Genomic DNA, 21,914 nt, shown 5'->3' with positions numbered 1-21,914 from the left:
TGGTGCCGGACATCTTTCCCGCACCAGCCTGCGGGAGGTTGGCATCTCGTGTTCGCTAACAGCACAGGCCAATTCGTGTTCCTTCCGCACGGTTCGCTGCCTCCTTCAACGGCCGTGCTGCGTTGAACATGGCTATCTACTTCGCCGTGATCGCATTTGGGGTCGACCGTCGAGAGCGGGCCGACCGATCTCATTTTTCTTCTGAGCCAGGCGTCAGTACACCGAAGTCGGTGCTTGGAGCAATCCAGCGTCGTTGTTTTGCAATTGCGCAGGCCGAATTTTCCAAATAGGAACCCCGGAGATGAACAAGGGAACGATTTTGATGAAGGAAGCAATTGGGCAGAGAAATGCTGATCTGCTAGGGATGACAGCAGATATCGTCGCAGCCTATGTCCAGAGCAACGCAACGCCCGTGGCGGATCTGCCGAATCTGATCGCCAGCGTTAATTCTGCGTTGTCTGGCCTGGCTAGGCCGGTCGCTGCACCATCGCCAATACTTACGCCTGCGGTAAATCCTAAGAAGTCGATCTTTCCCGAATACATTATAAGCCTTGAGAACGGGCGCAAGTTCAAGTCGATGAAGCGCCACCTGGGCTTGCTTGGCATGACACCTGATGAGTACAGAGCCAAGTGGGGTTTGGCGTGGGACTATCCTATGGTAGCGCCCAGCTATGCGGCTCAGCGGTCTGCGCTTGCCAAAGCTGCCGGTCTCGGCCGCAAGGCGGTTGACAAAACGCCGCCAAGGAAAGCACCAGCAAAGCGCAAGGCCAAAGCCTGACAGTGCACGACGTTCGGGCCATGCCGTCAGGATAGATGGTCTAGGTGGCCTGGCTGGGAATGAGCTGCCTGGCTTCGCGGTTCAGTAAGCGCCGCTCACGCCACAACACCAGCTTCAGCACGGCTTGCGTCTTCACGTCCTCGTATCCTGACGGGGCAGGGGAGGTCGATCAATGTGCGATCGACAAGTCGAGCCGATACATCGTCGCCCTCGACAGACAATCAAATCATATCGGTAAAATCGCACTACATCGATACATCTCGCTCTGCTCGATGCCACAAAGCAACAAAGCCCGCTGAATCCAGCAGCGCTCCGTGCTTCAAGGGCATGGCCATACGGGTGCTGGGTAAGCCTAAATTTCTTCCCCGAGCAATATCCTGGCCTCCTTGGCAGCAGTGATGAACGCCTGGCGCGCTATCCTTGGTGGTTTTTCTCCACGGATTACGGCAAGGCATGCTTCGATTGCGGCGAGCCGCGCCTTGCCATCCGGCCTCGGCCAGTCCCTCAGCAGAAGTTCGGCCGCGTCGGATACCGACGTAACAACTCTGTCGCGATCGATCCGGCCGGGTTGAACGACGACGGGCTTTCTGAAACGTCTCGTACGCACGACAGCCTCCAAGAACAAGTTATGTTAGCTTCTGCGGATCCTTTGCGCCACATCAAACGTCCGCAAGTAACTGAAGGCATCCGCTTGGCCCAGAAGCTGCCGCCGCGATGGACGCTGGCCAGTGCTTCAGCACGTCGGGCTTGGCCCCGACTTTCGAAGAGCGCCTCGCCAAGAGCGGCGTTACCCAATAAATGATCCACAAATACCCAGTGAAGGGGAGTTCTCCGAACACCGCGAAATGGAATCTCGGGGCTGAATTTACTCCATATCCGGCACGTCACCGCAGGTGAATAGCACGGTCGGCGGGCCATAGTCGCCAATAGCCGGGTCGGCGTCGCGGCTCCATGCGATTACGCCAACGTGCTTCCCTGCGAGCGCCTGACCGGTGCGGATGGCGCGTTCCTCGCTTTGCTGATCGGCGGGACCAAAGGCGGGAAACAGTTCGCCGTCCTCGCCACGATCGAACGCCACAACGACGATTAGCTTGGGCTTCTTTTGACCGGGCAGAATATGATCAGACATGGCGGGAACCTATCACATGACCGAGGATTGAGTCGCGTTTCGACACTCGGGAGATGCGCGTGCAAGACCACCGTTTTGAGGAGCCTGTGCGCGTTGCACTCGGCAGGTCGCGGAACACTGCCCACTGTGGAGCGGGTTGCCCAAGCCGCCGATATCCTTCTGAACAGATGGCCGACGACGACCAGCAAGAAGCACGTCGCGGCCCAGAAAGCCTGTCTTGGTGCTCTCAAAGGACTGAAGAAAGCTCACCTTGCCCGTAAGGCTTTCGTTGAGGTCGCGAAGGAGGCGGACATCTAGGTCGGCGAGTTGTGCTTCCGGGTTGGTCGGCAATTCCAAATCTGCGGCAGCCGGCCTTTTCTCGGCAGACCAACCAGCGCAACATGCCTCAAGCGCCGCTAGCTGGGCTTCCATCCAGATTTGAGCGGCTTTGTCTTCTTTTTCTGTCGGCTGGCCGTCATCGGGAAAACCACTTATGTCCCAGCCCTCGAGCGCGAACATGCCTTCTGCTGCTTGCCTGCTGTGATGCCGGCACACTCCAATACAGCCTCGGCGGCCAATACCCCACGCGAAATCTCCTCGCCCGAGGCACCCTTGACGCGCAAAAGCAGGTTCATATCTGCCTCCTGTTGCTGTTGACGTTGGAAGTGAACAAAAACAGAACAAAAAGTCAAGAGCGCCTTGACGGACGAGGAAAATGTTCCTCATTTCTAGGCATGCCAGAACAACCCGAAAAGTGGCCGAGGGGCGCGCCATGGACGTTGATGCATGCCCACAATACGGGGCAGGTGGCCCGCATCAGCTGCGGCCACTGCAACATCAAGCGTTTTTACAAGCCGCTGGAGCTGCGGGAGGTGATCGGCAACGTCACCATTGACCAGGTGCGGGCAAAGGTCCGTTGCGAAAAATGCGGTCGCAACGAATGGATGAGAGCCGAACTTTTCCATCCTATCGGTCAGGAATTGGAGACGATCCGCTTCCGCCGGCTGGTTGAAATCAGATGGGAGCGGCGCGTCGTATGGAGAGACGAGTGAGGGCATTTTTTCGATCCCACCCGGCTGCGGGAATGCGACCGTTGGCCGGTACACCGCTGGGCCGCCAGGGCCGGGCGCGTCTCGGCCGTCGCTGGCGCCGGCCACCAATGGCAGCACCGGCCAGGCGAAGGAAGTTTTCCGGCAGACTTCGGCATGCATGTAAGATCGGCATGCGCACCAGATAGACCGCCGCCAGAATGTGGGCGCAACAAGCTAATGGTTGTAAATGTTTTCCTGTTGCCCTTCCCTAGGTGACGCCCGAAACAAAGCACGTGCGCTTTGAATGCAGCGCCTTGAAAGACGCGGAAATCGGTCATCCGTTGGACGTCGGAACTAGCAGACCTTGTTTAGGCGCTCCCGTCAGTCTCGCTTTCCTCGTCGATAGTCCGAAACGGCAAATACGCGTTGGCCTCAAGCCATTCTCGCAAAATGATCTGGATAAGCTCCGGCCTGCCGATTTTCATCTCGGCTGCTATGGAATCGAGTGCGTCTGCGGTTGCTGGCTCAAGCGGCACGCCACCGACGTTTCTTAGCATCAAAGCAGCGCGACGCAGGATAATCTGCAAATCCGCGCGAGGCATATCGGCTATGCGCTCAGCGGCGCTTTCGAGATCTTCCGCGAAAGATCGGCGTGTCATTGGCCCCGGTCCGTGGTGGTACTCAATTGCTACTGCCGCAAAGGTTTTCGCAGGGTGCTCCGTCGCCATCGCGGTCGAGATTGCCTCCCCACGGGCAATTCTGCAGGTACCAGATTGCCTCCGCACAGGACCGAATCTTTCCGCACGTCAGTCGCGGGCTACAGCTGCACGATTGAGCGATGTGTTCATTTGACGAAGCGCTCATCGGATAAGTTGGATAGGTTGTCGCGCTGGCAGAGAAGCAAACCGCCACGAAGAACAGCATTTTCAGCCCTCCCAGGCCCCATCCGAACATGCGGCAAGCTAAGCGGGCATGCAATACGCCCAAGGTAGCGACGCAGTTGCCAGTCGTGCCGGGTGGGTTTTTGAAAATCGGCCAAAGTCTCGGCTAGACCGTTCGCCCACGGAGGGCCGCAGATGCTGTCGAGATGATTGCCTTGATGTCGACGACAGACGTGACGGCGATGATCGCCTCAACCAGCGCGTTAGCGCAGTGTCGATCCATTCGCCCAGTGGCTCTCGTGCGTTTCCCGACAAGCCGGATGGCTGCCCTTTGACACGCTCATTGACTTCCATTGGCAGTCGCCCGGCCGCTTCTGCATCGAGCTTGTCCAATTCACTTCGGTTGGTGGGACCAATTGCAACAGTACCGATTATCGGCACCATCGGCGGCTCCCGATCTTGTACTTTCTTCTTTGCTTTTAGATCAGTAATTTCCTCGTCACGTCTGGCAATGCGGCTTTCCAGATTCGCGAGACGTTCGGTCAACAAATAGCGGCCGACCACAAATCCGCCTCCTCCGAAGAGAACGGCAAAACTGGCAAAGACGGCCGGGTTCGCCAGCACCAGCGTGGAGTTCGCTTCCAAAAAACTGATAACATCGTGCATCGTCAACTCGACCCCGTCGTGCCGCAAACAAGATAGCGGTCATGACCGGCTGGCTCGGCCTCGAATTCTCCGCCCGGCATTTCTTGTTCCGGACCGTTTGGGTTCCTTGTAAGTCAAAAGTCCCGGGTCGCTCGCCGTCATGACAGACGTCCATGGCTCATTCCAAGGTTGGCGGCGTGTCGTCATACCCGAGGGTCACCAATCCAGGGTGCCGGTGAGCGAGAGCCAGAATTTGAGTCTCAAGCTCGCACTTATACGCCATGAGCGCCTTTATCGTCTTTAGGGGGCTGCCGTACCGGGCGATGAGCTTAACCGCTTCAGAATGCAGTTCAGCTTTGATTTCGCGATCCAGGCGAATGATGCCCATTGTCGTTCCTCTTAGCGGACCGCCCGACGCGGTGTCGAGAGTGCGTCAAGACGGCCCTGAAGATGGCCGTTGAGGACGATCATTTACTTGAGCGCTTTCGGAAACAGGTGAGCAGGAATATTATCGGCAGCTTGGCGGCATGAAGAAATCTTAAAAAATGCATTCCGAGATACGTTTCTGGATGTGAAGCTAACGACAATCTTCAATTTGATTCGTATAGAATCGCGTGTTGTGAACGCGTAGTTGAGGAGCCCCCGAAATGAACGCAAAGCTCAAAAGCGAAGCCCGTCGCAAGGTAATTCTTCATGGATACCTTAATAACGAACCGTTGAAAGATATTGCGACCAAGATCGGATGCTAGTTTAAGAGTCAGCGCCAGTAAACTCGGTTGAACTCGAACCCCGACGGAGGCGGCGGAATTTCGGCGTGGCTTTCATATGCCGGAACACAAACGGGAAGATTACAACCAGTTGATGATCTCTGGACGGTATAAATCTCGCGATTGCGCCCAAATGCTGGGAATCGTAACAGTGTAATCATCAGATTTCCAGTAAGATTATTACGGACGGATATTATAACTTGAAGACTTTCTGTAGATCACGAATAACTTTATTCTGGTTGGTGAAACTTTGGGTGGGGATAGAAAATGACTCTGATGGATAGACACAGTGATTCTGTTTCGGGTAGCCGATACATTGCGATAACGACCAAGTATAACCATGAGGCGCATACGACGCGGCCCTCTTATGTTTTTCCTCCAGATCGTGCATCGGGCGCAGGGGTCGGGGAGCCAGGAGCACGCAGCCTGGAATCCATAACCGGCATGCTTGATCGCATCGGCTGCGGCTATCTCGTGCTGAACCGCGAGAGGAAAGTGGTCGAATGGAACGCAGCCGCTCAAACCACGCTGGAGCGCCAGGGAGAGGTGGCCGATACGGCCAGCGGTCTTTCGGCGGCCTTGAGGCGGCTGATCGCGAATGTTCCGGCCCATTTCCTGCCGGGCTCACTATCGTGGGTGGTGATCCGCAGCAACGGCGACAGGCCGGTGATATTGAACGAGAACGGGTTTATCGCTCCTGACGGAACGAGCATTGTGGCGTTACTGGACCGCGAGAACAGGTCGGGGCCAAATCCTCAGACACTGCAAAAGATGTTTGGCTTGACGAGCGCGGAAACGCACTTGGCGTTGCGCTTGGCTCAGGGCGATGCGCCGCTGGAGATCGCCCGCAGTTGGCGCCTCAGCCGCACCACGATCCGCTCCCAGCTTGCCTCGCTGTTCGCCAAGACCGAAACGAAACGTCAGGCGGAACTGGTGGCTCTTCTTGGGCGCATTTCAGTCTTGCCATAAGGGCCGTCGTTTGGATCCATCTCAGCAGACAGCCAATCCCGAAACGCTTTGATTTTCCGCTGAGCGATGGCGCGGGGCGGGCAGAGGAGTATGAATCTCGAAAAAGAGAGTCACTCGCAGGCACCAAAGCCGCAATGGCGTCTACGGACAAGCACACAGGCAGGTGGTTGATAGCTACTGCTGTGCTTGGGGATCGCCTACTTCGTAGCCTATTCATATTCCCCTGGTTTGATGCGCCTCATCGGCATCGCGTTTGTAATTTGCGCCTTCTACCGCACGCAGAATCCTTAGATATCACCGGCCTTGTGGTTGCCCTATTATGCCCCCGGCCGCCTGTTCTTGACGTAGTCCAAAGCCTCGACGTGCGTCCCGTCGACATCTGTGACGAGCACAAGTTTCGGCGAGAATGCGCTGGTGCCGTCGGTGCCGACGACCTTGACTATCCGTCCACTTTCCGGGTGGATGGCATCGAATTGGTGGTTAGGGCGATCATGTCGTTTTCTATTTTCTCTCCGCAGATTGAACCGCCGGTTGTCACGTTGTGATTATGCTTTTGCCTGCCTGTCTGTGCCCCTCATAATGGCCAAAGAACCGGATTCAGAAGCATGCTCACAACGTAACAACGAGAGAAAACATATCTTCCACATGGTCATCAGCTCTTCTGGAAACGGCTTCATGAGATGTTCCGGGTCGGGGTCGTCAGCCAGGTCATGTAGTCTTCGGGCGTCAGAATCACCGGCATAGGGTTGTGGATCGTCGCCATGAGCGGATTCGGCTCACAGGTCAGCAGCGTGAAGGTGCGGATGTTGTCGCCGGTAGCGGGGTCGCGCCAATCTCCCAGAGCGCCGCCAAGGCGAACGGCTCGCCCGACTTCATCGCGATGGCATAGGGCTGTTTGTTCTTGCCCGTGCCGGAGATGTCCTTCCATTCAAAGAAGCCGTCGATCGGCATCAGCCGCGGCGTGACTGATAGGCGGCTTTGAACATGCCGTTGGTCTTTACGGTCTCGCTCTTGGCGCGCTGCGCTTCGAGCTGATGATAAACGCGGTCTGCATGGGCAGCCACAAGCATCAGAAGGGAGAAGCGCAGCATGAATCATTACGCGGGATTGGATGTGTCAGTGAAAGAGACCGCCATTTGCATTATCGACGAAACAGGCCAGATTTGCCGCCAGATTTGCCGCGAGATAAAGGTGGCGAGCCATCCGGAGGATCTGGCACGGGTGCTCAAGGAGCCCAGCTGGTGGGTTGAGCGGGTTGGGCTTGAAGCCGGGCCCTTGTCGCAGTGGTTATTCGAAGGCCGGCCAGGGCCGGCCTGCCGGTGATCTGCAACGAGACCCGCCACACCAAGGCATTCCTTAAGGCGCAGGTGAACAAACCGACCGCAATGATGCCCGCGGCATTGCGCAGATGCGCAGATGATGCGGGTCAACCTGTTTCGCCCGGTGCATGTGAAGACCCTGACGAACCAGAAGCGCCGGGCGCTGCTGACCGCCCGCAAGCTCTTGCAGGAAAAGGCCATTGCCGTTGAGAACGATCCCCGCGGCTTGCTACCGAACTTCGGAGCGGCTGCATCGCGCGTTCGAAGCCGCGCGGCTTGCATTCGGCGTACGGGACACGCACATCGCGGATTCCTGCCTACATGCGTGAGCCGGTCGCGGGGCTGCTCGACAAGGGCTTTGCGAGGAAGCTCGCGAAGTTGCTTGATCCCGGCAAGCGCGTGCCACTGCCGAAGTCGCCCGCGCCGTCGAGCGACACGATCTATCTCACGGTCGTGGACCGCGACTGCACGACGCCACGCTTCTGACTGCGCAGCGACGGCTGATCGGCACAGGCGGCCCGACATCCCCCCAACCCGGACGCCTGCCGCCTGTGCCAGCCCCCGCCAAGCCATTGCGAGCATCTGCGCACGTGGCCAAATTGTCGTTAGCTTCGCATCCGAATACTTATCCGGGCGTACATATCTCGCTCTTGCAGCGCTCTTGCACGCCCTCCTTTGGCTAATTTCGGACGACCTTCGTCAGTCCATCAAAAGCACCACAGCGGGATGCAGCTTCTTCAGATTCGGCAATGATTTCGATTGCCAGGGTATGTCTGGCGTTCCACGCACGACGAGTCGAACATCGGGATGCTTGCGCACCTCGATGGCAAATTTCGCGAGCAGGTTGATGCCGGAAGAGTTTAGAAAGTGAAGATCCTTAAGATTGAGCGTAATGGAAGCGGGATTACAGGCAAGAACACTGGTCGCCAACGCCGAGATAGGCGCACCGGCCTCGGAACTGGCAAGCCGCATTGCACCGTCGAAGAAAATTTCGCTTCCTTCAGTCCACACACGGTAGTCGTCTGTCTTGATTTCCATAGCCGGGCTTCGTTTCTTCTAGTTGTGAATTTGCGAGATCGGAATAGAGGCATATGTCTCCACGCAAAGCCGATCGCTTTCGTCGGCGGCGCTGAATATCCAAGCCAGGCGTGCGCCGTAGTCGCTCATCAACGTCAGCAATCCAAGTCCGGAGCCTGCCAGGTCGGGGTTCGCGGCATTCTCTTCAATTCGCTGTATCAGCAGATCCATGGGGTCGCCAACCGTGAGATCTGCCAGGAGACTTTGGAACTTAGAGGCATCTTCACCATCGACGTCGTTCGACACTTTGAGCTTGAAGCACTCCGAATCCATCGACGCCTCGATCAAGATCTCACCTGGTGCGCGAAACTTGACCGCATTTTCGATGAGTTCGTTGACCAGATATCCGATACTGTGCCGCACTTCTATGTAGTCATTGCGGGACGACCGGAAGCGCAACGCGAAAAGATCGGCGATGAAGTCCGAGGTCGTGGCACAATGACGCCAACTCAAGTCGAGAGGTCCGTCGAACAGCCGCACGCGACTGACGCTCTCCTTCATCCCGATTGCAACGTCAGGGGTCCCGAACAGCGTTGTCATGGCTATGTGTGCCTTATGATCACGAGGGTGATGTCGTCGTGGATCTTCTGGATCCCGATATGGGCCATGAGATCCTCGATGATCCCGGTTTTGATATCCTCGGCGCTGCTGCCGTGACGTTTTTGTGCGCTCTGGCAGAGGCGCTCGAACCCGAACAATTCTCTGTCTTGGTCTTCGGCCTCGGTCACACCGTCTGTGTGCAGCACGATCACGTCGCCACTCCCGAACAGGATGTCGCGCGTAGCAATGAACTTCGAGATGTCATTCTCCAAGCCAACCGGCAGACCCAGATCAATTGTATCGATACGTTCAACTTCCCCATCCGCACGCACGACGAGAACGTCCTCATGCTGGCCGGATAGCGTTACCCGCTCATCCTCGAAGTCAAGAAAGGCCAACGAGAGATGCTTGCCGGTGTTCGTCCGCTCGATGTTCTTGTAGATTGCCCTGTTCAATCGATCCAGAAACTGGTGCGGGTCCCCATCGTTGGTCTCCTGCAGCGCACGTGCAACAGATTGGACCATCAGCATCAGCACGCCGCTCTCGAGACCATGACCGGTGACGTCGCCGATGCCGATCTTGACCCGGGACCCGTTCTGCAGGACGTCGTAATAGTCGCCGCCGACCTCGTCGGCCGGCCGCATGTAGGCCGCGATCTCCAGCCCCGGAATCGCTTCGAGTTCGAATTGTTTCGGCAGGACCATCATCTGGATCTGCCTGGCGACCGCGAGTTCGGCGCCAAGGCGGACGTTCTCGTCCTGCAGCTTTTCGTTGAGTGCTGAAATCTCCTGATTTGCGTCCCCAAGTTCCCTGGTTCGTTCGTCGACGAGTTGCTCGAGGTTTTCCGTGTGAAAGCTGATCTGCTCAGCCATGCGGTTGAAAGCGACCCCTGCCGCTCCAACTTCGTCGCGCGTTGGGATGCTCACTCGGACTGAATAGTCTTTGGACTGGAGCCGCTGGGCGGCGCTGGCAAGCGCCCTGAGGCCCGCGGTGATCCGCTTCGAAATTCCGAGCACGGCGGCAAAAACAATCAGAAGCGAAACGACGATCGCGGCGATCTGAAAGAGCAGGATACGGTTGGTTGCACGGGAAATACTCTTCTGCGCGGCGAACAGGGATGCATAGATCTCTCGTTCGGGAACGACGATCCCGACCGACATCATTTCGGACTTGATCGGTCCCGAACTCCACAGATTGGTCGGCTTTAATCTTTTGAGGACAACAATGTAGGGTACGCGTTCGCCCTTGTCGGCGAGCATGACATGCTGAATGACGCCGTCATTGTTCTGGTCGAGAGGCAGCGACGCGATAGCCGGCTGCGTACTTCCCCGCAGGGACCTCTCCAGGCCGGTGACGCCCTGGGTGCCCGCATCGCTCGATGAAGTCACGCCGATGATTGCCTGGCCTGACGGATTGATCGCCACGACGTTGCCAGTCGACATTGTGAGAAAGCCGAACCCGGTCTCAGCGATCTTCACACGTTCGACGACTTCCGCGAGTTGATCGAGAGTGATATCTGCTCCCGCCGTACCAGCGATACCGGTGCGATCGCGCGTCCACAGCGGGTGGAAAAAGCTGACGATTAGCTTTCCCGTGATCGCATCGGTGTAAGGCGCTGTCTGGGTGATATCGTCAGAGACCGGACGTGAGGCTGGATCCCTGGCCCATTGCTGCCATGACCCATAGATTCCCGGAAAGAAAAACTCCCAGAACTCTGCCTTGTTGTGGCCTGGGTAGAGCCGGTCGAAGGTCTGTGCCTGGTCCGTATACGGTACCGTCCTGAAAATCGGCCGTTCCTTTGGACCAATATAATACATTTGCAGCTTGGACGACCCGCTGGCCATGAGCGTCGGCGCAACGAGGTCCAGCACGGTGCTGTCTTCTATTTCCTGCTGAACGCTTGGCAGCGGACTGTGGTCGGCGCCCAGCAGGTAGCCCCAGACGCTGACCACGGAAGGCGCTCCCGGCAGGTTCTGCGCCCAATCGCCCCGCGAGTCGTAGACGACCTTAACGGAGCCCGGCGCCTCCTGCGAAAGCGTGGCTCCGACCTGTTGTTGCCTGCTTGGATCGTCGATCTGGGCCTGCAGCACGCCGGCCAACGCCTTGACGTCCCCATGGACTCGATCGAGCAGCAGGTCGACGCTTAACGCTGTCGATTCGGCATAGGAACGAATGTATTCCTGGTTTGCGATCGTCAGGCCCTCACCGACTTCGGAGGTTGCGTCGCGCGACAGCTTTTGAACATTCCAAAGCGCCAGGCCACCGCTCAAAAGGAGGTCGAACAATACCGCGCCGCCAACGACCAACACGAATTTCGCTCGAAAGGAGCGCAGGCCGAATCGCGGTGTAGGCTCATCGTCGGCTTTCATTGCGGCCGTCGCCCCGATGCGACCCAGATCGGCCAACCCGCATAACCCTTGGGGTGGAGCGCAGCGAAAACATGATCCTCGAAGCCCTGCCGGAAGCGTGCGACGAACTCCGGTCCATCGCCGCGTCTGGTCGCCATCTCGCCCGCATAGACGTCCGCCCAGGCCGCAATGACATCGGCGAAGTCCTGCGGATCCCCGTCCAGGTTAGTGACCATGAAGGTCTCCACACGGATGTCTTCGAATCCGGCTTCGATCAGGTATCGCCGGCTCTTGGGCCCAAGCTCGACATCCATCTCGAAATGCCCGAACAGCTTCGCCACCTCGTTGTAGGTCCAACGAATGCTTTCGGCGCGCGGCTCGCCGAGGCAATGCGAATTCTTCTCGTTGGTGATATAGACCCGCCCGCCTGGCTTGCAGATGCGGTAGAGCTCCTTGAGAATGAGTTCAGGTCGATTGAAGATTTGAAGGGAATGTCGGCAGGTGACCAAGTCGAACTGCGCTTCGTCGAGCAGCATCTCCGAGGCATCGCCATAGGTATATTCGATGCCCCGGATGTCGAATTCCCGCATCACTTGTCGAGCATAGTTCAGGCTTGATATGGAGTGGTCGAGGGCGACGATCCGCGATGGCTGGAACTCCTTCTGCGCGAGCACGGCAAAATCACCGATCCCGCAACAGATGTCGGCCATGACGATCCCGGGCCTCATGCCGTGTCGCGGCAAGATTGTGCGCTCGTGGCGCCAAGTCATCTTTGTCTGAGTGCGCAGGATTGGTACGAACCCGCCTTCCTCAAGAAAACCCTGCCCCGGATAGAATTCAGTGTCATACTCCTCGACCGTGATGTTCGGTTCGATTCCGCTCAGGCGACCGAATTTTCGCGAGGTCCATCCGACGACGCTTGACGTGATGACCACGAATTTGAGATCGGGTCGAGCGCGACAAGCGTCGATGATGATCCTCGAAAAGCTGTGAAACGCAGCGTTGTTCATCTGCGTCAGGCGCCTGACATTGACGTAGAGAACGCCGCGCACATGGCCGATCGCATCGCGGAGCAATGCTATGCTCGGCCCAAGCTCATCGATCGCCTGAGGCCGGACCACTCCCGAAATGGAGAACTCCTGGTTGTTGGCGTCGTATTGCGCCTTGAAGCGCGGGAGAAGGTCGTAAGGGCTCAATGTTGCAAGCCCTCAAGCGGAAGGTCCACTACAAGCTTGATTGCATCGCCGTCGGCGTCCTCGATCCAGAGTGTCGCGTTGTAGTCAACAGCCAGTTCCAGGAGTACGACCTCGCGGCTGGGCGCGAGATCCCCCGACACCGAATTGAGATACCGCTCTCTGGCCTCCATTCCTACGAACTGCGACACGGCTTCTTCGTAGAATTGGCGCTCCTCTGGCACGCAAGGAAATGTTAACTCGATCCTATCCGTCGCGCCATGGCGAGACACCCTGCATGCCAGTTCGCCGTCGGCATGGCGAGTACGAAAGGCGACTTCCAGCAATTCGTTGAAGGCAGAGGAAAAGAGATTTGAATGGTGGACCGAGTCTGACCTGTTTTGACTGATCATCCGGGCCACGTATGTCGAGACATAATCGCAATGCTTCCAAGCGGAGACAAAAGCTTTGATTTCCATGTCGATCTGGATCATCGGCTCAAAAGTCGGCTCGCCAGCCAGGTCATGATGAACAGGTCCCATCGGCATCCTCACTTGTTCCATCAGTATTGAGCTCTCGCGGGGTGATGGCCTCCGCCATGAAAAATTTCTCCGCGCCCCGTAATGAGTCAGTCTCGAACCGACTCGAAGAATTGCGCGATATCTGCCTCGATCGTTCTAGAAATCTCCGCCTCACCGTTAACGAAGGGCGCAAGGCGCTAGAGCGCTTGTTTTGATTCCTCCATCGCGCGTACCACCCTCAGCGGGGACCGCCTGATGAAACCGCTGATCGCCTCGGCTCCAAGCGGCTTACCCAGGAAGTTGCCTTGCAGGCAATCGCAATTCTCCTTGATCAGCCACCGTGCCTGTGCCGGGGTCTCGACCCCCTCGGCAGTGACATTTATCCCGAGGCCGTGCGCCAGATTCATGATCGATCGCACGATCGTTTGGCTTTTGAGATCGGTCTCCAAGTCCGCAATAAAGTACTGATCTATCTTCAACGTATCGAAGGGAAAATTTTTAAGGTAGCTCAACGATGAATAGTATGTCCCAAAATCGTCTAGCGATATTCGTATTCCCAAGACGTTCAACGTATTCAATGTGTCTATATTGTCGATCGTCTTCTCAAGTAGAACCCTCTCGGTTATCTCAAGTTCAAGTCTGTCGGCTTCAATCCCAACTGCGTCGATGACCTGAGCGACGGTGTCCGTCAGCGAACCGCTAAGGAACTGAGCCGGCGACAGGTTCACTGCGACTGTCAGCGAGGAAGGCCACGTCAACGCCTGGCGACAGGCTTCCTCGAGCACCCATCGTCCAATCTCGTCCATCAGACCGTCGGCTTCGGCGATCGGTATGAACACGTTGGGTGGAATGATTCCGACCTCAGGGTGCCGCCACCGCAGCAGCGCTTCGAAACCGGTCACTGACGAGGGAGGCCGAATGAGCGGCTGATACTCCAAATAAAGCTCGCCGCGCTCCAGCGCGGTTCGAAGGCTGCGCCTGAGATTCTCGCGTTGCTCGAGCAAGAGCAGCATCGAACAGTTGAATGTTCGAGCGCAGCCGCGTCCATCTGTCTTGGCCGCGTAAAGAGCAATGTCAGCGGCTTTCATCAACTGTTCGCCATCGGTCCCGTGCTCCGGCCCGAAAGCAATTCCGATACTCGAGCCGACGAACACGGGAATGCCGTTGATGACGAATGGGTCCTTGAACGCGTCGACTAGAGATCCGGCGAGGCGTTCAGCCTCTGCTGGCTGCTCCTTTCCCAATTGGATGACAGCGAACTCATCGCCCGCATACCGGTATGCGGATTCGCCGTCCTGCAGCGCGTCGCGGATACGACCCGCCGCGAGTTGAAGAAGAGTGTCGCCTGCTCCATGGCCGAGCGTGTCGTTGACCGCTTTGAAATCGTCAAGGTCGATTTGCAACAGGGCGGCTTTAGGCTTTGGTCCGCCGAGGGCCGCCAGTGCTTGCTGGAGCCGCTCGCCGAATTGCCGCCGATTCTGCAGTCCGGTCAGCACGTCGTGCGTCGCCTGATGGAGCAGAATTACATGCTCTTGCTCCTCCGCAGCGCTCCGCCCGCCGTGCGCCCTTGATTCGATGATTCCCACACCATTTGCAGTGGCGAAGACGAAAACGGACCGGGGCGCTTCGCCTGATGATGGCGGCAAGTCGATCCGCGCCGGAGAGCCGCCCTGGAACACATGAAGGAAATCGTCGCGATACCTCGCATTGAGAAAGCTCGGGTAGATCTCCCAGATGGCGGCGCCCAGCGCCACCGCGCCTCCGTACACGCCCTTGAGCCTGGTTGCATAGTGCGTCAGGCGGAAGTCGCGGTCATAGATCGACAAAAGTTCGGTCGTGTTCGCCAAAAGGTCAGCGAGAACCCCATCGCCGCCACGTAGAGCATCGCTCGAGGAGGGCCCCTCACTCTCCGTGCCGACGCCTGATGCCTTTGGGCGCAAGAGCCACCTCCATAGGCGGTGCAAATTCGCGCCCCCCAGTCTAGAAATAGCATAACTGTCAACCTTAGCAAACTTTCAACTCGAAGTCTTAACAAGCGCGGCATGCAGCGTAATTGCAATGTACGCTCCGCCGTGATTGGCGGCAAATTATCGGTAACGACGAACAGTCACAGTTCGTTAATAAATCGTGAATTGGCGGGAATCAGCTATGTGATTGATGGCGCGGTGGTCGCGACACGAAGATATTGTGCGGCGTGGCCTTCCCCGCTGTTTTGAGCCCGCTCGGCCGATCCTGTACTCAGCTTCCGAGCGCTTTGAGCCAATCTTCAAAGGAAGAGGCCTTCTCCTGTCCGGCAAGCGAAACAGAGTTGGCGGGGCGCGGCAACACCACAGTGCTGCGGCCTTCGCGGGGGCTGTAACCGAATTCCTTGCTGAATGCCCGGCTGAAATTAGCCGCTGAACTAAACCCGAAGGCTTCAGCAATTTCAACAATGCGCCGGCTGTCCGCCGGATCGCTTAGCGCAATATGGGCTGCTAGAAGGCGGCGACTTTGTATGTAATGGAGAACACCGCCGCTTGGTTCGAACAACTGATAGAGACGAGAGCGCGAGACGCCGAGCGCCCGGCACATTGAATCCGGTGTCAAATGAGCCGCATCCAGATTGTGGTGGACGTATCGACGCGCTCGCTCCATTAGCGCGACACTCGTCAATAGTTCGGCGGCCGCAACCTGTTCCGCCGGAGGCCCGAGGCAGGCAATGATCATGCTGCGTGTTGCGTGCACGATGCGGGGCAGATCGTCAGCCGTGAGGCTGCGCAGTCTTGCTTCGATGCTGTTGACGTAATCGAGCAAGAGGTTGGCAAAGTTGCCCGACAGAATTGAATTGTTCTTGGCGTCCAGGGTTGCCGCCGCATCGGCGAACAAATCGCGCGGCAAATAGACAAAGAGACTTTCGGAGTCCGTTGTCCTCCCGCGAAACGGGTAGCCAAGCGATCTGATCTCCAATTTACCCGGCTGGTTCTCCGCTACACGGCGATCGACCTCCGTCCACGACCGGCCAGTACGTGGCAAGGCGATATACCAGTGATCGATCGAGCTGGACCGAAGCTTCGCGGCAGAACGCATATAACTATGTGCCGGTGCGCACTGTTGAACGATCAGCATGCCGTCGAGGTTCCAAGCCGTGTGGTCGGCGGGAAAGCCATCGTCGAGCGATTTGTCATCCGGCAACCTGACCTCGACGAGCGGTGCCATATGCGCCTGCCAAGCGGCGAATTGATCCTCTGGCGCCAGTTCGAGCGTTGAAAAGGGCAAAGGTTCGAGCGCCGGCGCGAGTGACGGGGCACCCTCATTGTAAGGTTGAGCTTCGCGCGGCCAACGACGTCGATCACGCTCCAGCGCCTGCCTCGCAAGCGCCTCCTCTTGCCTTTTAGCATCCATCGCGTGGTGTCATATCCGATTCGGGTATGCCCATGCCCCTCTCAATCATGTGGTGTACCTCAGGCATCTGGCAAGACTGGCCGACTCGAGGCGACTGAAACGGCGATCACGCTGGATTACAGTCAGAAATGCATGCCGAGATAAGTTTCTGGATGCGAAGCTAACGACACTCTTCAACCTGGTGCGTATAAAATCGGGCATCGTGAAAGCGTAGTTGAGGGGACCGCTGAAATGAACACAAAGCTCAACAGCGAAGATCGTCGCAAGATAATTCTTGATGGGTACGGTAACAACGAACCGTTGAAAGACATTTCGGCAAAAATCGGATGCTCACTCGGGAGTTTGAAGGTCGCGGCCAGTAAACTCGGTTGCACTCGAACTCCAAAAGAGGCGGCCGAATTTCGGCGCGGATTTCACGTCCCGGAAAACAAGCGGCAGGATTACTATAGACTTATGATTACCGGACAATATAAAGCCCGTGAGTGTGCGCTTATGCTAGGATTGATAAAGGAGCAATCAGGAACCAAGTAAATTGATTCCTAGTCACTGCAGATGACAACGTCATTTTGACACGCCATCGCTTCAGCGGTTCATCAGCAAAAAGCCCGCCGCAAGCACGGTAGCGGGCCCTGAAAGGTTCGCACAGATGCTGCCTCGGCATTTCAATCGCACCTGCCTCAGCCCTCATGATCTGGCTATTTGCGAACGCGTGTTCGATCAGGTCTGCGCGGATGAGCATCTCGACCCTTTGGACCCGGCGGCCGAAATCTTGACAGTAATGGTCGTGGCCATTTTTCGAAATGCTCACACCAGCGAGCGCGAACTACTTGTGGCTGTCAAGTCTCATCGGCAAAAGGCTGCGGGAAGGCGCGTCGCATGAATCCGTTCAGTCGCGACGCGCTGTTGCCAAGACACCGGACTTGAAAACCGCCGCGGGCACGGGTTCACAGTGGTTTCAATACTACTCCCTCCAGCGGTTGATATTTGCTTCGGAAGATCGTTTTTGGTGCAAGCGGACCTTGCTGTCGCGGAAGTCTCGATTGCTGCCATCTTGGCGCAAGGGAGTGCGCCGATGGTTTCGCGGCTATCACCTAAATCCCTATTCGGTCGCGTCCGTCTCGCTTTCGTCACCGATCGAGCACCGGCAAATATAAGCTCGTTTCCAGACATTCTCGCAGAATGGTCTCACGAGTCTAAAGGGGGTACAAATTCACACGGCAAGGCGGGCCGACCGGTGGTGAACATCAGCCGAGCCTACCGGCTCACGCCACTCTGCAGCCAGAGAGTTGCATTTACGCTCTTCAACATCGTTAAAAACGTACGGAGGTTTCCCGAGACTCGGCTGCCCGCGACGCGCATGGTCAGGGGCAGGGAGGAATAGACCATGCGCGAATTGCCCAACACCATCGACGCAGACGTTCTGATCGAAATCGGCAGGCTTTTAGATGACCGCGCGAAGTCGACGCCCGTGCCGGTCCACAAGCTTGCATTGTTAATGCGGCAGCGTTCAAACGCCAGCCTTCCGGTTGAATCGATGGAAGAGTTGATCGTGAAGATGGCCATGACGCGGCAATTGCCAATGATCTTCGATTTGCCTGATATTGACACGGACGATGTGATCTCGATTGCCTTGGCACGCACGTCTTGAGACTTGCCCTCGAGCGCAAGTTTTGTTGCTCCACCAGAAGCAGCAGGTGCTGCGGTTCGGCATGACGAAACTTGGCCCAGATAGCGTGCATCGCCTTGCGCCGAGCTGGTGAAGTGGAATGGGCTGTGAGTGCGTCCCTTTACGAGCCGGTGAACGTCTACAAACCTCAGGGACCCGATATCGGCGTCGTTGACGGTCCGTTTGAGTATCTGACGGTAGCAGGAATAAAACTTCCGCTGCCATTCACCACTCGGATGACGGTGGTGCGCCTATCGAACGGCGATCTGTTCCTTCATTCGCCCATCAAGTTTGCTTCGAGGTTGGCCGAAGAGTTACGGAACTTGGGCAGAATTCGCCACCTCGTGTCACCCAACCAGTTTCACTACGCTCATATCGGTGAGTGGTGGAAGGCTTTCCCTGAGGCAACAACATGGGCATCGCCCGGAGTCCGCCAAAGAGCACGCGCACGGCACGCGGATGTGACGTTTGCACGAGAGTTGAAAGCCGATCCGCCGGAGGAGTGGCGGCGGGACATGGACCAGATGCTGTTTCCCGGTGGCTACTTCAAAGAGTTCATATTCTTCCACCACGCTTCAAAGACGCTGATCCTTACAGACACGATCATCAATCTCGAATTGGACATGATCGATGAGCCTTGGCGCACGGTGACCAACCTGACTCGGATGGCTTACCCGCACGGGCGGACTTTCTTTGGCATGCGGCTGCCAATTCTCCTGCATCGACGGAAGACACAGGCAGTAATAAGCAAACTCCGGTCGTGGCAACCGCGGCGGGTGATTCTCAGTCACGGCCGCTGCTTCGATGCGAATGAAGACGAGATTGTCCGTAGAATATTCGGAAAGTCGGCTTAGTAACGCAGTGGTTTGGGGGAAGCCAAATGTCCATTTCGGGTCGGCTCCGCCGCTCGCCCCGATCGCTTTATGAGCGCTCCTGGCGCTCCTTGCTCGTTTCGATGGACGAGACGAACGGCAAAGTTCACACTCCCAGCCGACGTTGGCTGTCAGTGTAGCACGTGGTCTCTGCCGCATCTGGGCAGTAGTGACCTTGCAGCACCTCCTCGGCCCTCATCCTGCAATCTACGTCGATAATCGGATGGCCACTGGCGAAGCCTACACGCTCGAAGTAGTGTTGCCGCGTGCCGCTTATGGGACGAGCCGCCATGCCTCTTCGAAGCTGAATAACCTTCTCGGTGGTGATCGCACTGCTGCAGGCGGTAGTGGGAGTGCTTTCGGTTCTCCAGCACAATACCGTGCTTTAATTTCTGTCATCGCGCAGACGACGGCAACTTTCGTTCAAACCGATCATTTGACCTTCGCCTGTGTTGGAACATAGGGGATAAGCCTTCGCCCGGAAATGGCGCGACCGCGTCGGTCGCTGGCATGTTGAGGATTGGCTAAGGCGGTCTTTTCGTAAGCGCTGTTTTGGGACCACCTTTCGGGAGTGGTCGCGATCTGTGAGGTTGCCGGTTCAGTAATGGGATCGGAGATCGGCTTGTGTCTGGACTTGACCTTACGCTTGACCCGGGGCGGCAGCCTCGACGTTTCGAGGTGATCAACGGCGCTGGCGGTCGGCGTCATTGGTCGGTGGATGACAAGGCGCGGATCATCGCGGAGACGCTGGAGCCGAACGCAGTCGTTTCCGAGGTCGCCCGCCGGTATGGCCTCAGGCCGCAGCAGGTCTTCGCCTGGCGCCGCGAAGCGCGCAAACAGGCCGCTTCGGTGCAGCAAGATTCTCCTGCCTTCGTGCCGGCGGTTGTGACGGCGGCGGAGCCTGTAGCCAGGCATCCACCGAAGCAGCGGAAACGGCAAGCCACTCGAGACGCCGGAGTGATCGAGCTTGAGATCGACGGCATCGCCATGCGGGTCGGCCGTGGCGCCGATACCAGGACGGTGGCGGCGGTGATCCGCGCGCTGAAGGCGACGTCGTGATCGGGCCGACGGGTGCGGTCAAGGTCATGGTGGCGACGAAGCCGGTCGACTTCCGCAAGGGCGCGGAGGGATTGGCGGCGCTGGTGCGCGAGACGTTGGGCGCCGATCCGTTCAGCGGCGCGGTCTACGTCTTCCGGGCCAAGCGCACCGACCGGATCAAGCTGATCTTCTGGGATGGCACCGGCGTCTGCCTCTATGCCAAGCGTTTGGAGGATGGGGAGTTCCGCTGGCCGAAAGTGCATGACGGCATGATGCGGCTGACGGCCGCGTAGCTCTCGGCGCTACTCGAAGATCTCGACTGGCGGCGCGTCCGCGCTTCATCACAACGAGCTAGGCCACGAGCCATACGATCTCGATTCGTAGTCGGCAGTGATCGACGACCGTCGATGAGCGTTTGGAGATGTCCCTTCACGGCACCTCTATGCGAGCCGGGTCGAGACCAACACCGAGGGTAAGCTCTCGCTCATCTGGCCGGACGCGTTGCCGACTGATCGGCCTAGAACGAATCCCTGTCGCGAGGGCGGACCTTCGCCGGCACGCTATGTCGTGACAGATACCTTGCGCGCTTTCAGCAACGACTTGATGCCGTTGCGGTTGTTGTCGATGCGGCCGCGGCCGTGACCGACCGAAAGCTTCGACAACGCATGCACCGCATGCGACAGGTTGTTGTTCATCCAGGGCGACGGCGCCTACTCCACCGCAACCATGTCGCCCAGTTCTGTCACGACGCTCCGAAGCAGACCTGTTGCCGGCATCGGGTGCCGGGACCACCATGTGATTTCCATAATGCGTAAGAGCCGAAGGCCCATCGCCGGCAATAAGGCGCTCATTGCAGAGAAAGGTTACGATCGATCGGATGCCCGCGTTGGCTTCACGCGAAATGTTGCTGCGCGCCTCCTTCGACAGCGCGCACATGCGACACGTCCTGGCCGGGCGCGCCGCCTGTTGCCGAGAGCGACGATCGCGAATGCGCGAACGGCTGGACGGCAGGTGAAGCGGGGTCGCGATAGGCCCACATCGGACTTGCTTCACCAGTAGTCCGAAGACGCGAGCGACGCACTAGGCTGGACTCGTGCCCTAGCCGTCGGACTCCCGCTTATCCGTTCGTCCGCCCTTTATCCGGCTGGACAGCGCCGCGCCCTTGGGCGGTTCAAACTGCGCTTGCATCTTCCGTACGCGGACAAGCGCGGCCGTTGTATCGCCGTAGTGTCAACCCGCTGTGAGCAAACATTGGACAGAAGCATTCCAAGATTCACGATGTGCAACACCGACGCTAGATCGACATGAATCTTCAGTTCAAAGAGCGAGGATTAATGCTGCGGCAAACGAAGGGGGCACGGGGGGTCTTCGCGCGAGCCAGTTATCCGATCTCCCGCTCAGAAAATTCAGCCAAATATTCCGACCTCCTGATGGAACCCATTCGTTGCGGGCGAGTTGCGGCTCATTGGGACGGACTTCCCGAACATGACAACGAGCAACAAAGCAGACCATCAGTCTGTCTCCGAAGCGTTTCGGAAACTGATCCGTTCCGAAGGCTATCGTCATCACGTACAAACATTCTTAAATCTGGAGGTCGAACCAGAACTGCCGCCAACCCTACAGTCATTACTTGCGGCTATTGATCGGGCCAAACAGGGCCCGACGGAAGAAGGTCCCTAGCCGGCTGGCTGAGCGTCAGGTCAAAGAGTATAGAGGCTCGCTTCGTGGCTTGTCCCCCTGATTCCCACTCAGAAGTTATCAAACATTCTTCTTGATTTTTCTCGACAGAGGATCATGAATG

General features: G+C 57.5%; 26 protein-coding genes and 3 pseudogenes. 12 read left to right on the top strand and 17 right to left on the bottom strand.

Annotation, left to right across the window (positions count from 1 at the left end):
• Window positions 1-301 precede the first annotated feature (301 nt).
• On the top strand, window positions 302-778 hold the full coding sequence (locus tag NKK47_RS29715; protein ID WP_352579265.1) for a Ros/MucR family transcriptional regulator: 477 nt from the start codon (window positions 302-304) through the stop codon (window positions 776-778).
• Between the two features lie 352 nt (window positions 779-1,130).
• Here the strand turns inward: NKK47_RS29715 and NKK47_RS29710 are convergent, their stop codons facing one another.
• Window positions 1,131-1,385 (bottom strand): DUF982 domain-containing protein, encoded by a 255-nt coding sequence (locus tag NKK47_RS29710; protein WP_352579264.1) that lies wholly within the window; start codon window positions 1,383-1,385, stop codon window positions 1,131-1,133.
• Between the two features lie 258 nt (window positions 1,386-1,643).
• Window positions 1,644-1,907 (bottom strand): hypothetical protein, encoded by a 264-nt coding sequence (locus tag NKK47_RS29705; RefSeq protein WP_023722282.1) that lies wholly within the window; start codon window positions 1,905-1,907, stop codon window positions 1,644-1,646.
• On the opposite strand from NKK47_RS29705, the gene NKK47_RS29700 reads away from it, so the two are divergent.
• Window positions 1,896-2,204: a DUF982 domain-containing protein gene (locus tag NKK47_RS29700; protein WP_352579263.1), complete on the top strand. Its 309-nt coding sequence runs from the start codon at window positions 1,896-1,898 to the stop codon at window positions 2,202-2,204. The two genes, NKK47_RS29705 and NKK47_RS29700, sit on opposite strands and share 12 nt — an antisense overlap.
• A gap of 173 nt (window positions 2,205-2,377) precedes the next feature.
• Here the strand turns inward: NKK47_RS29700 and NKK47_RS29695 are convergent, their stop codons facing one another.
• Window positions 2,378-2,521: a hypothetical protein gene (locus tag NKK47_RS29695; protein WP_352579262.1), complete on the bottom strand. Its 144-nt coding sequence runs from the start codon at window positions 2,519-2,521 to the stop codon at window positions 2,378-2,380.
• A gap of 30 nt (window positions 2,522-2,551) precedes the next feature.
• Between NKK47_RS29695 and NKK47_RS29690 the strand changes: the two genes are divergently transcribed.
• Window positions 2,552-2,938, top strand: a complete 387-nt coding sequence (locus tag NKK47_RS29690; protein ID WP_352579261.1) for a hypothetical protein — start codon at window positions 2,552-2,554, stop codon at window positions 2,936-2,938.
• 347 nt (window positions 2,939-3,285) lie between these two features.
• Here the strand turns inward: NKK47_RS29690 and NKK47_RS29685 are convergent, their stop codons facing one another.
• The 4 genes from NKK47_RS29685 to NKK47_RS29670 all read right to left on the bottom strand — a co-directional run bounded on the left by NKK47_RS29685 (window position 3,286) and on the right by NKK47_RS29670 (window position 4,831).
• Window positions 3,286-3,576, bottom strand: coding sequence for a hypothetical protein (locus NKK47_RS29685; protein WP_352458009.1), 291 nt, complete (start codon window positions 3,574-3,576; stop codon window positions 3,286-3,288).
• 22 nt (window positions 3,577-3,598) lie between these two features.
• Window positions 3,599-3,781 (bottom strand): excalibur calcium-binding domain-containing protein, encoded by a 183-nt coding sequence (locus tag NKK47_RS29680; protein ID WP_352579281.1) that lies wholly within the window; start codon window positions 3,779-3,781, stop codon window positions 3,599-3,601.
• Window positions 3,782-3,879: 98 nt separating this feature from the next.
• Complete coding sequence (locus tag NKK47_RS29675) at window positions 3,880-4,464, bottom strand: hypothetical protein (RefSeq protein ID WP_352579260.1); 585 nt, start codon at window positions 4,462-4,464, stop codon at window positions 3,880-3,882.
• 157 nt (window positions 4,465-4,621) lie between these two features.
• The gene (locus NKK47_RS29670; protein WP_352579259.1) at window positions 4,622-4,831 is read right to left on the bottom strand and encodes a hypothetical protein; all 210 of its coding nucleotides are present in this window, start codon (window positions 4,829-4,831) and stop codon (window positions 4,622-4,624) included.
• 823 nt (window positions 4,832-5,654) lie between these two features.
• Between NKK47_RS29670 and NKK47_RS29665 the strand changes: the two genes are divergently transcribed.
• A complete protein-coding gene (locus NKK47_RS29665) occupies window positions 5,655-6,179 on the top strand; it encodes a helix-turn-helix transcriptional regulator (protein ID WP_352579258.1) in 525 nt (174 codons plus the stop codon).
• 673 nt (window positions 6,180-6,852) lie between these two features.
• Here the strand turns inward: NKK47_RS29665 and NKK47_RS35270 are convergent.
• Together NKK47_RS35270 and NKK47_RS29650 are read right to left on the bottom strand one after the other, a co-directional pair.
• Window positions 6,853-7,130, bottom strand: a pseudogene (locus NKK47_RS35270) (SOS response-associated peptidase family protein).
• Window positions 7,130-7,270 carry a hypothetical protein gene (locus NKK47_RS29650; RefSeq protein ID WP_352579256.1) on the bottom strand — a complete coding sequence of 47 codons (141 nt, stop codon included), beginning with the start codon at window positions 7,268-7,270 and terminating at the stop codon, window positions 7,130-7,132. The pseudogene NKK47_RS35270 and the gene NKK47_RS29650 overlap by 1 nt, the downstream one beginning before the upstream one ends.
• On the opposite strand from NKK47_RS29650, the pseudogene NKK47_RS29645 reads away from it, so the two are divergent.
• Window positions 7,269-7,742: pseudogene (locus NKK47_RS29645) on the top strand (IS110 family transposase); the annotation flags it as partial. The gene NKK47_RS29650 and the pseudogene NKK47_RS29645 sit on opposite strands and share 2 nt — an antisense overlap.
• A 77-nt stretch (window positions 7,743-7,819) precedes the next feature.
• Complete coding sequence (locus tag NKK47_RS29640) at window positions 7,820-7,984, top strand: hypothetical protein (RefSeq protein WP_352579283.1); 165 nt, start codon at window positions 7,820-7,822, stop codon at window positions 7,982-7,984.
• 213 nt (window positions 7,985-8,197) lie between these two features.
• Here NKK47_RS29640 and NKK47_RS29635 read toward each other — a convergent pair whose 3' ends face one another.
• The 7 genes from NKK47_RS29635 to NKK47_RS29605 all read right to left on the bottom strand — a co-directional run bounded on the left by NKK47_RS29635 (window position 8,198) and on the right by NKK47_RS29605 (window position 16,537).
• Window positions 8,198-8,536, bottom strand: a complete 339-nt coding sequence (locus NKK47_RS29635; protein ID WP_352579255.1) for a slr1659 superfamily regulator — start codon at window positions 8,534-8,536, stop codon at window positions 8,198-8,200.
• Window positions 8,537-8,554: 18 nt separating this feature from the next.
• The gene (locus NKK47_RS29630; protein WP_352458003.1) at window positions 8,555-9,115 is read right to left on the bottom strand and encodes a slr1658 superfamily regulator; all 561 of its coding nucleotides are present in this window, start codon (window positions 9,113-9,115) and stop codon (window positions 8,555-8,557) included.
• Window positions 9,116-9,117: 2 nt separating this feature from the next.
• The gene (locus NKK47_RS29625) at window positions 9,118-11,484 is read right to left on the bottom strand and encodes a SpoIIE family protein phosphatase (protein ID WP_352579254.1); all 2,367 of its coding nucleotides are present in this window, start codon (window positions 11,482-11,484) and stop codon (window positions 9,118-9,120) included.
• On the bottom strand, window positions 11,481-12,659 hold the full coding sequence (locus tag NKK47_RS29620; RefSeq protein WP_352458001.1) for a class I SAM-dependent methyltransferase: 1,179 nt from the start codon (window positions 12,657-12,659) through the stop codon (window positions 11,481-11,483). Before NKK47_RS29620 ends, NKK47_RS29625 begins: the two co-directional genes overlap by 4 nt.
• The gene (locus NKK47_RS29615) at window positions 12,656-13,198 is read right to left on the bottom strand and encodes a ubiquinone biosynthesis methyltransferase UbiE (protein WP_352579253.1); all 543 of its coding nucleotides are present in this window, start codon (window positions 13,196-13,198) and stop codon (window positions 12,656-12,658) included. The genes NKK47_RS29620 and NKK47_RS29615 overlap by 4 nt, the downstream gene beginning before the upstream one ends.
• Window positions 13,199-13,353: 155 nt before the next feature.
• The gene (locus tag NKK47_RS29610) at window positions 13,354-15,096 is read right to left on the bottom strand and encodes a putative bifunctional diguanylate cyclase/phosphodiesterase (protein WP_502905080.1); all 1,743 of its coding nucleotides are present in this window, start codon (window positions 15,094-15,096) and stop codon (window positions 13,354-13,356) included.
• 298 nt (window positions 15,097-15,394) lie between these two features.
• A complete protein-coding gene (locus NKK47_RS29605; protein ID WP_352579251.1) occupies window positions 15,395-16,537 on the bottom strand; it encodes a helix-turn-helix domain-containing protein in 1,143 nt (380 codons plus the stop codon).
• A 231-nt stretch (window positions 16,538-16,768) separates the two neighbouring features.
• Between NKK47_RS29605 and NKK47_RS29600 the strand changes: the two genes are divergently transcribed.
• The 6 genes and pseudogenes from NKK47_RS29600 to tnpB all read left to right on the top strand — a co-directional run.
• Complete coding sequence (locus tag NKK47_RS29600; protein ID WP_352579250.1) at window positions 16,769-17,068, top strand: hypothetical protein; 300 nt, start codon at window positions 16,769-16,771, stop codon at window positions 17,066-17,068.
• Window positions 17,069-17,921: 853 nt separating this feature from the next.
• Window positions 17,922-18,185: a hypothetical protein gene (locus NKK47_RS29595; RefSeq protein WP_352579249.1), complete on the top strand. Its 264-nt coding sequence runs from the start codon at window positions 17,922-17,924 to the stop codon at window positions 18,183-18,185.
• A gap of 149 nt (window positions 18,186-18,334) precedes the next feature.
• Window positions 18,335-19,057 carry a DUF4336 domain-containing protein gene (locus NKK47_RS29590; RefSeq protein WP_352579248.1) on the top strand — a complete coding sequence of 241 codons (723 nt, stop codon included), beginning with the start codon at window positions 18,335-18,337 and terminating at the stop codon, window positions 19,055-19,057.
• Between the two features lie 241 nt (window positions 19,058-19,298).
• The gene (locus NKK47_RS29585) at window positions 19,299-19,538 is read left to right on the top strand and encodes a hypothetical protein (RefSeq protein WP_352458821.1); all 240 of its coding nucleotides are present in this window, start codon (window positions 19,299-19,301) and stop codon (window positions 19,536-19,538) included.
• Window positions 19,539-19,699: 161 nt separating this feature from the next.
• Entirely contained in the window at window positions 19,700-20,134 is a 435-nt protein-coding gene (gene tnpA, locus NKK47_RS29580) for an IS66-like element accessory protein TnpA (protein ID WP_352458822.1), read from the top strand.
• A gap of 26 nt (window positions 20,135-20,160) precedes the next feature.
• Window positions 20,161-20,478: pseudogene (gene tnpB, locus NKK47_RS29575) on the top strand (IS66 family insertion sequence element accessory protein TnpB); the annotation flags it as partial.
• Window positions 20,479-20,673: 195 nt separating this feature from the next.
• Here the strand turns inward: tnpB and NKK47_RS29570 are convergent.
• Window positions 20,674-20,808, bottom strand: a complete 135-nt coding sequence (locus tag NKK47_RS29570) for a hypothetical protein (RefSeq protein ID WP_352458908.1) — start codon at window positions 20,806-20,808, stop codon at window positions 20,674-20,676.
• Window positions 20,809-21,914: the final 1,106 nt, after the last annotated feature.

The sequence above is a fragment of the Mesorhizobium sp. M0019 genome (assembly GCF_040323975.1).
In the GTDB taxonomy this organism is placed as follows: domain Bacteria; phylum Pseudomonadota; class Alphaproteobacteria; order Rhizobiales; family Rhizobiaceae; genus Mesorhizobium.
This window is presented reverse-complemented; position numbering and strand designations above follow the sequence as displayed.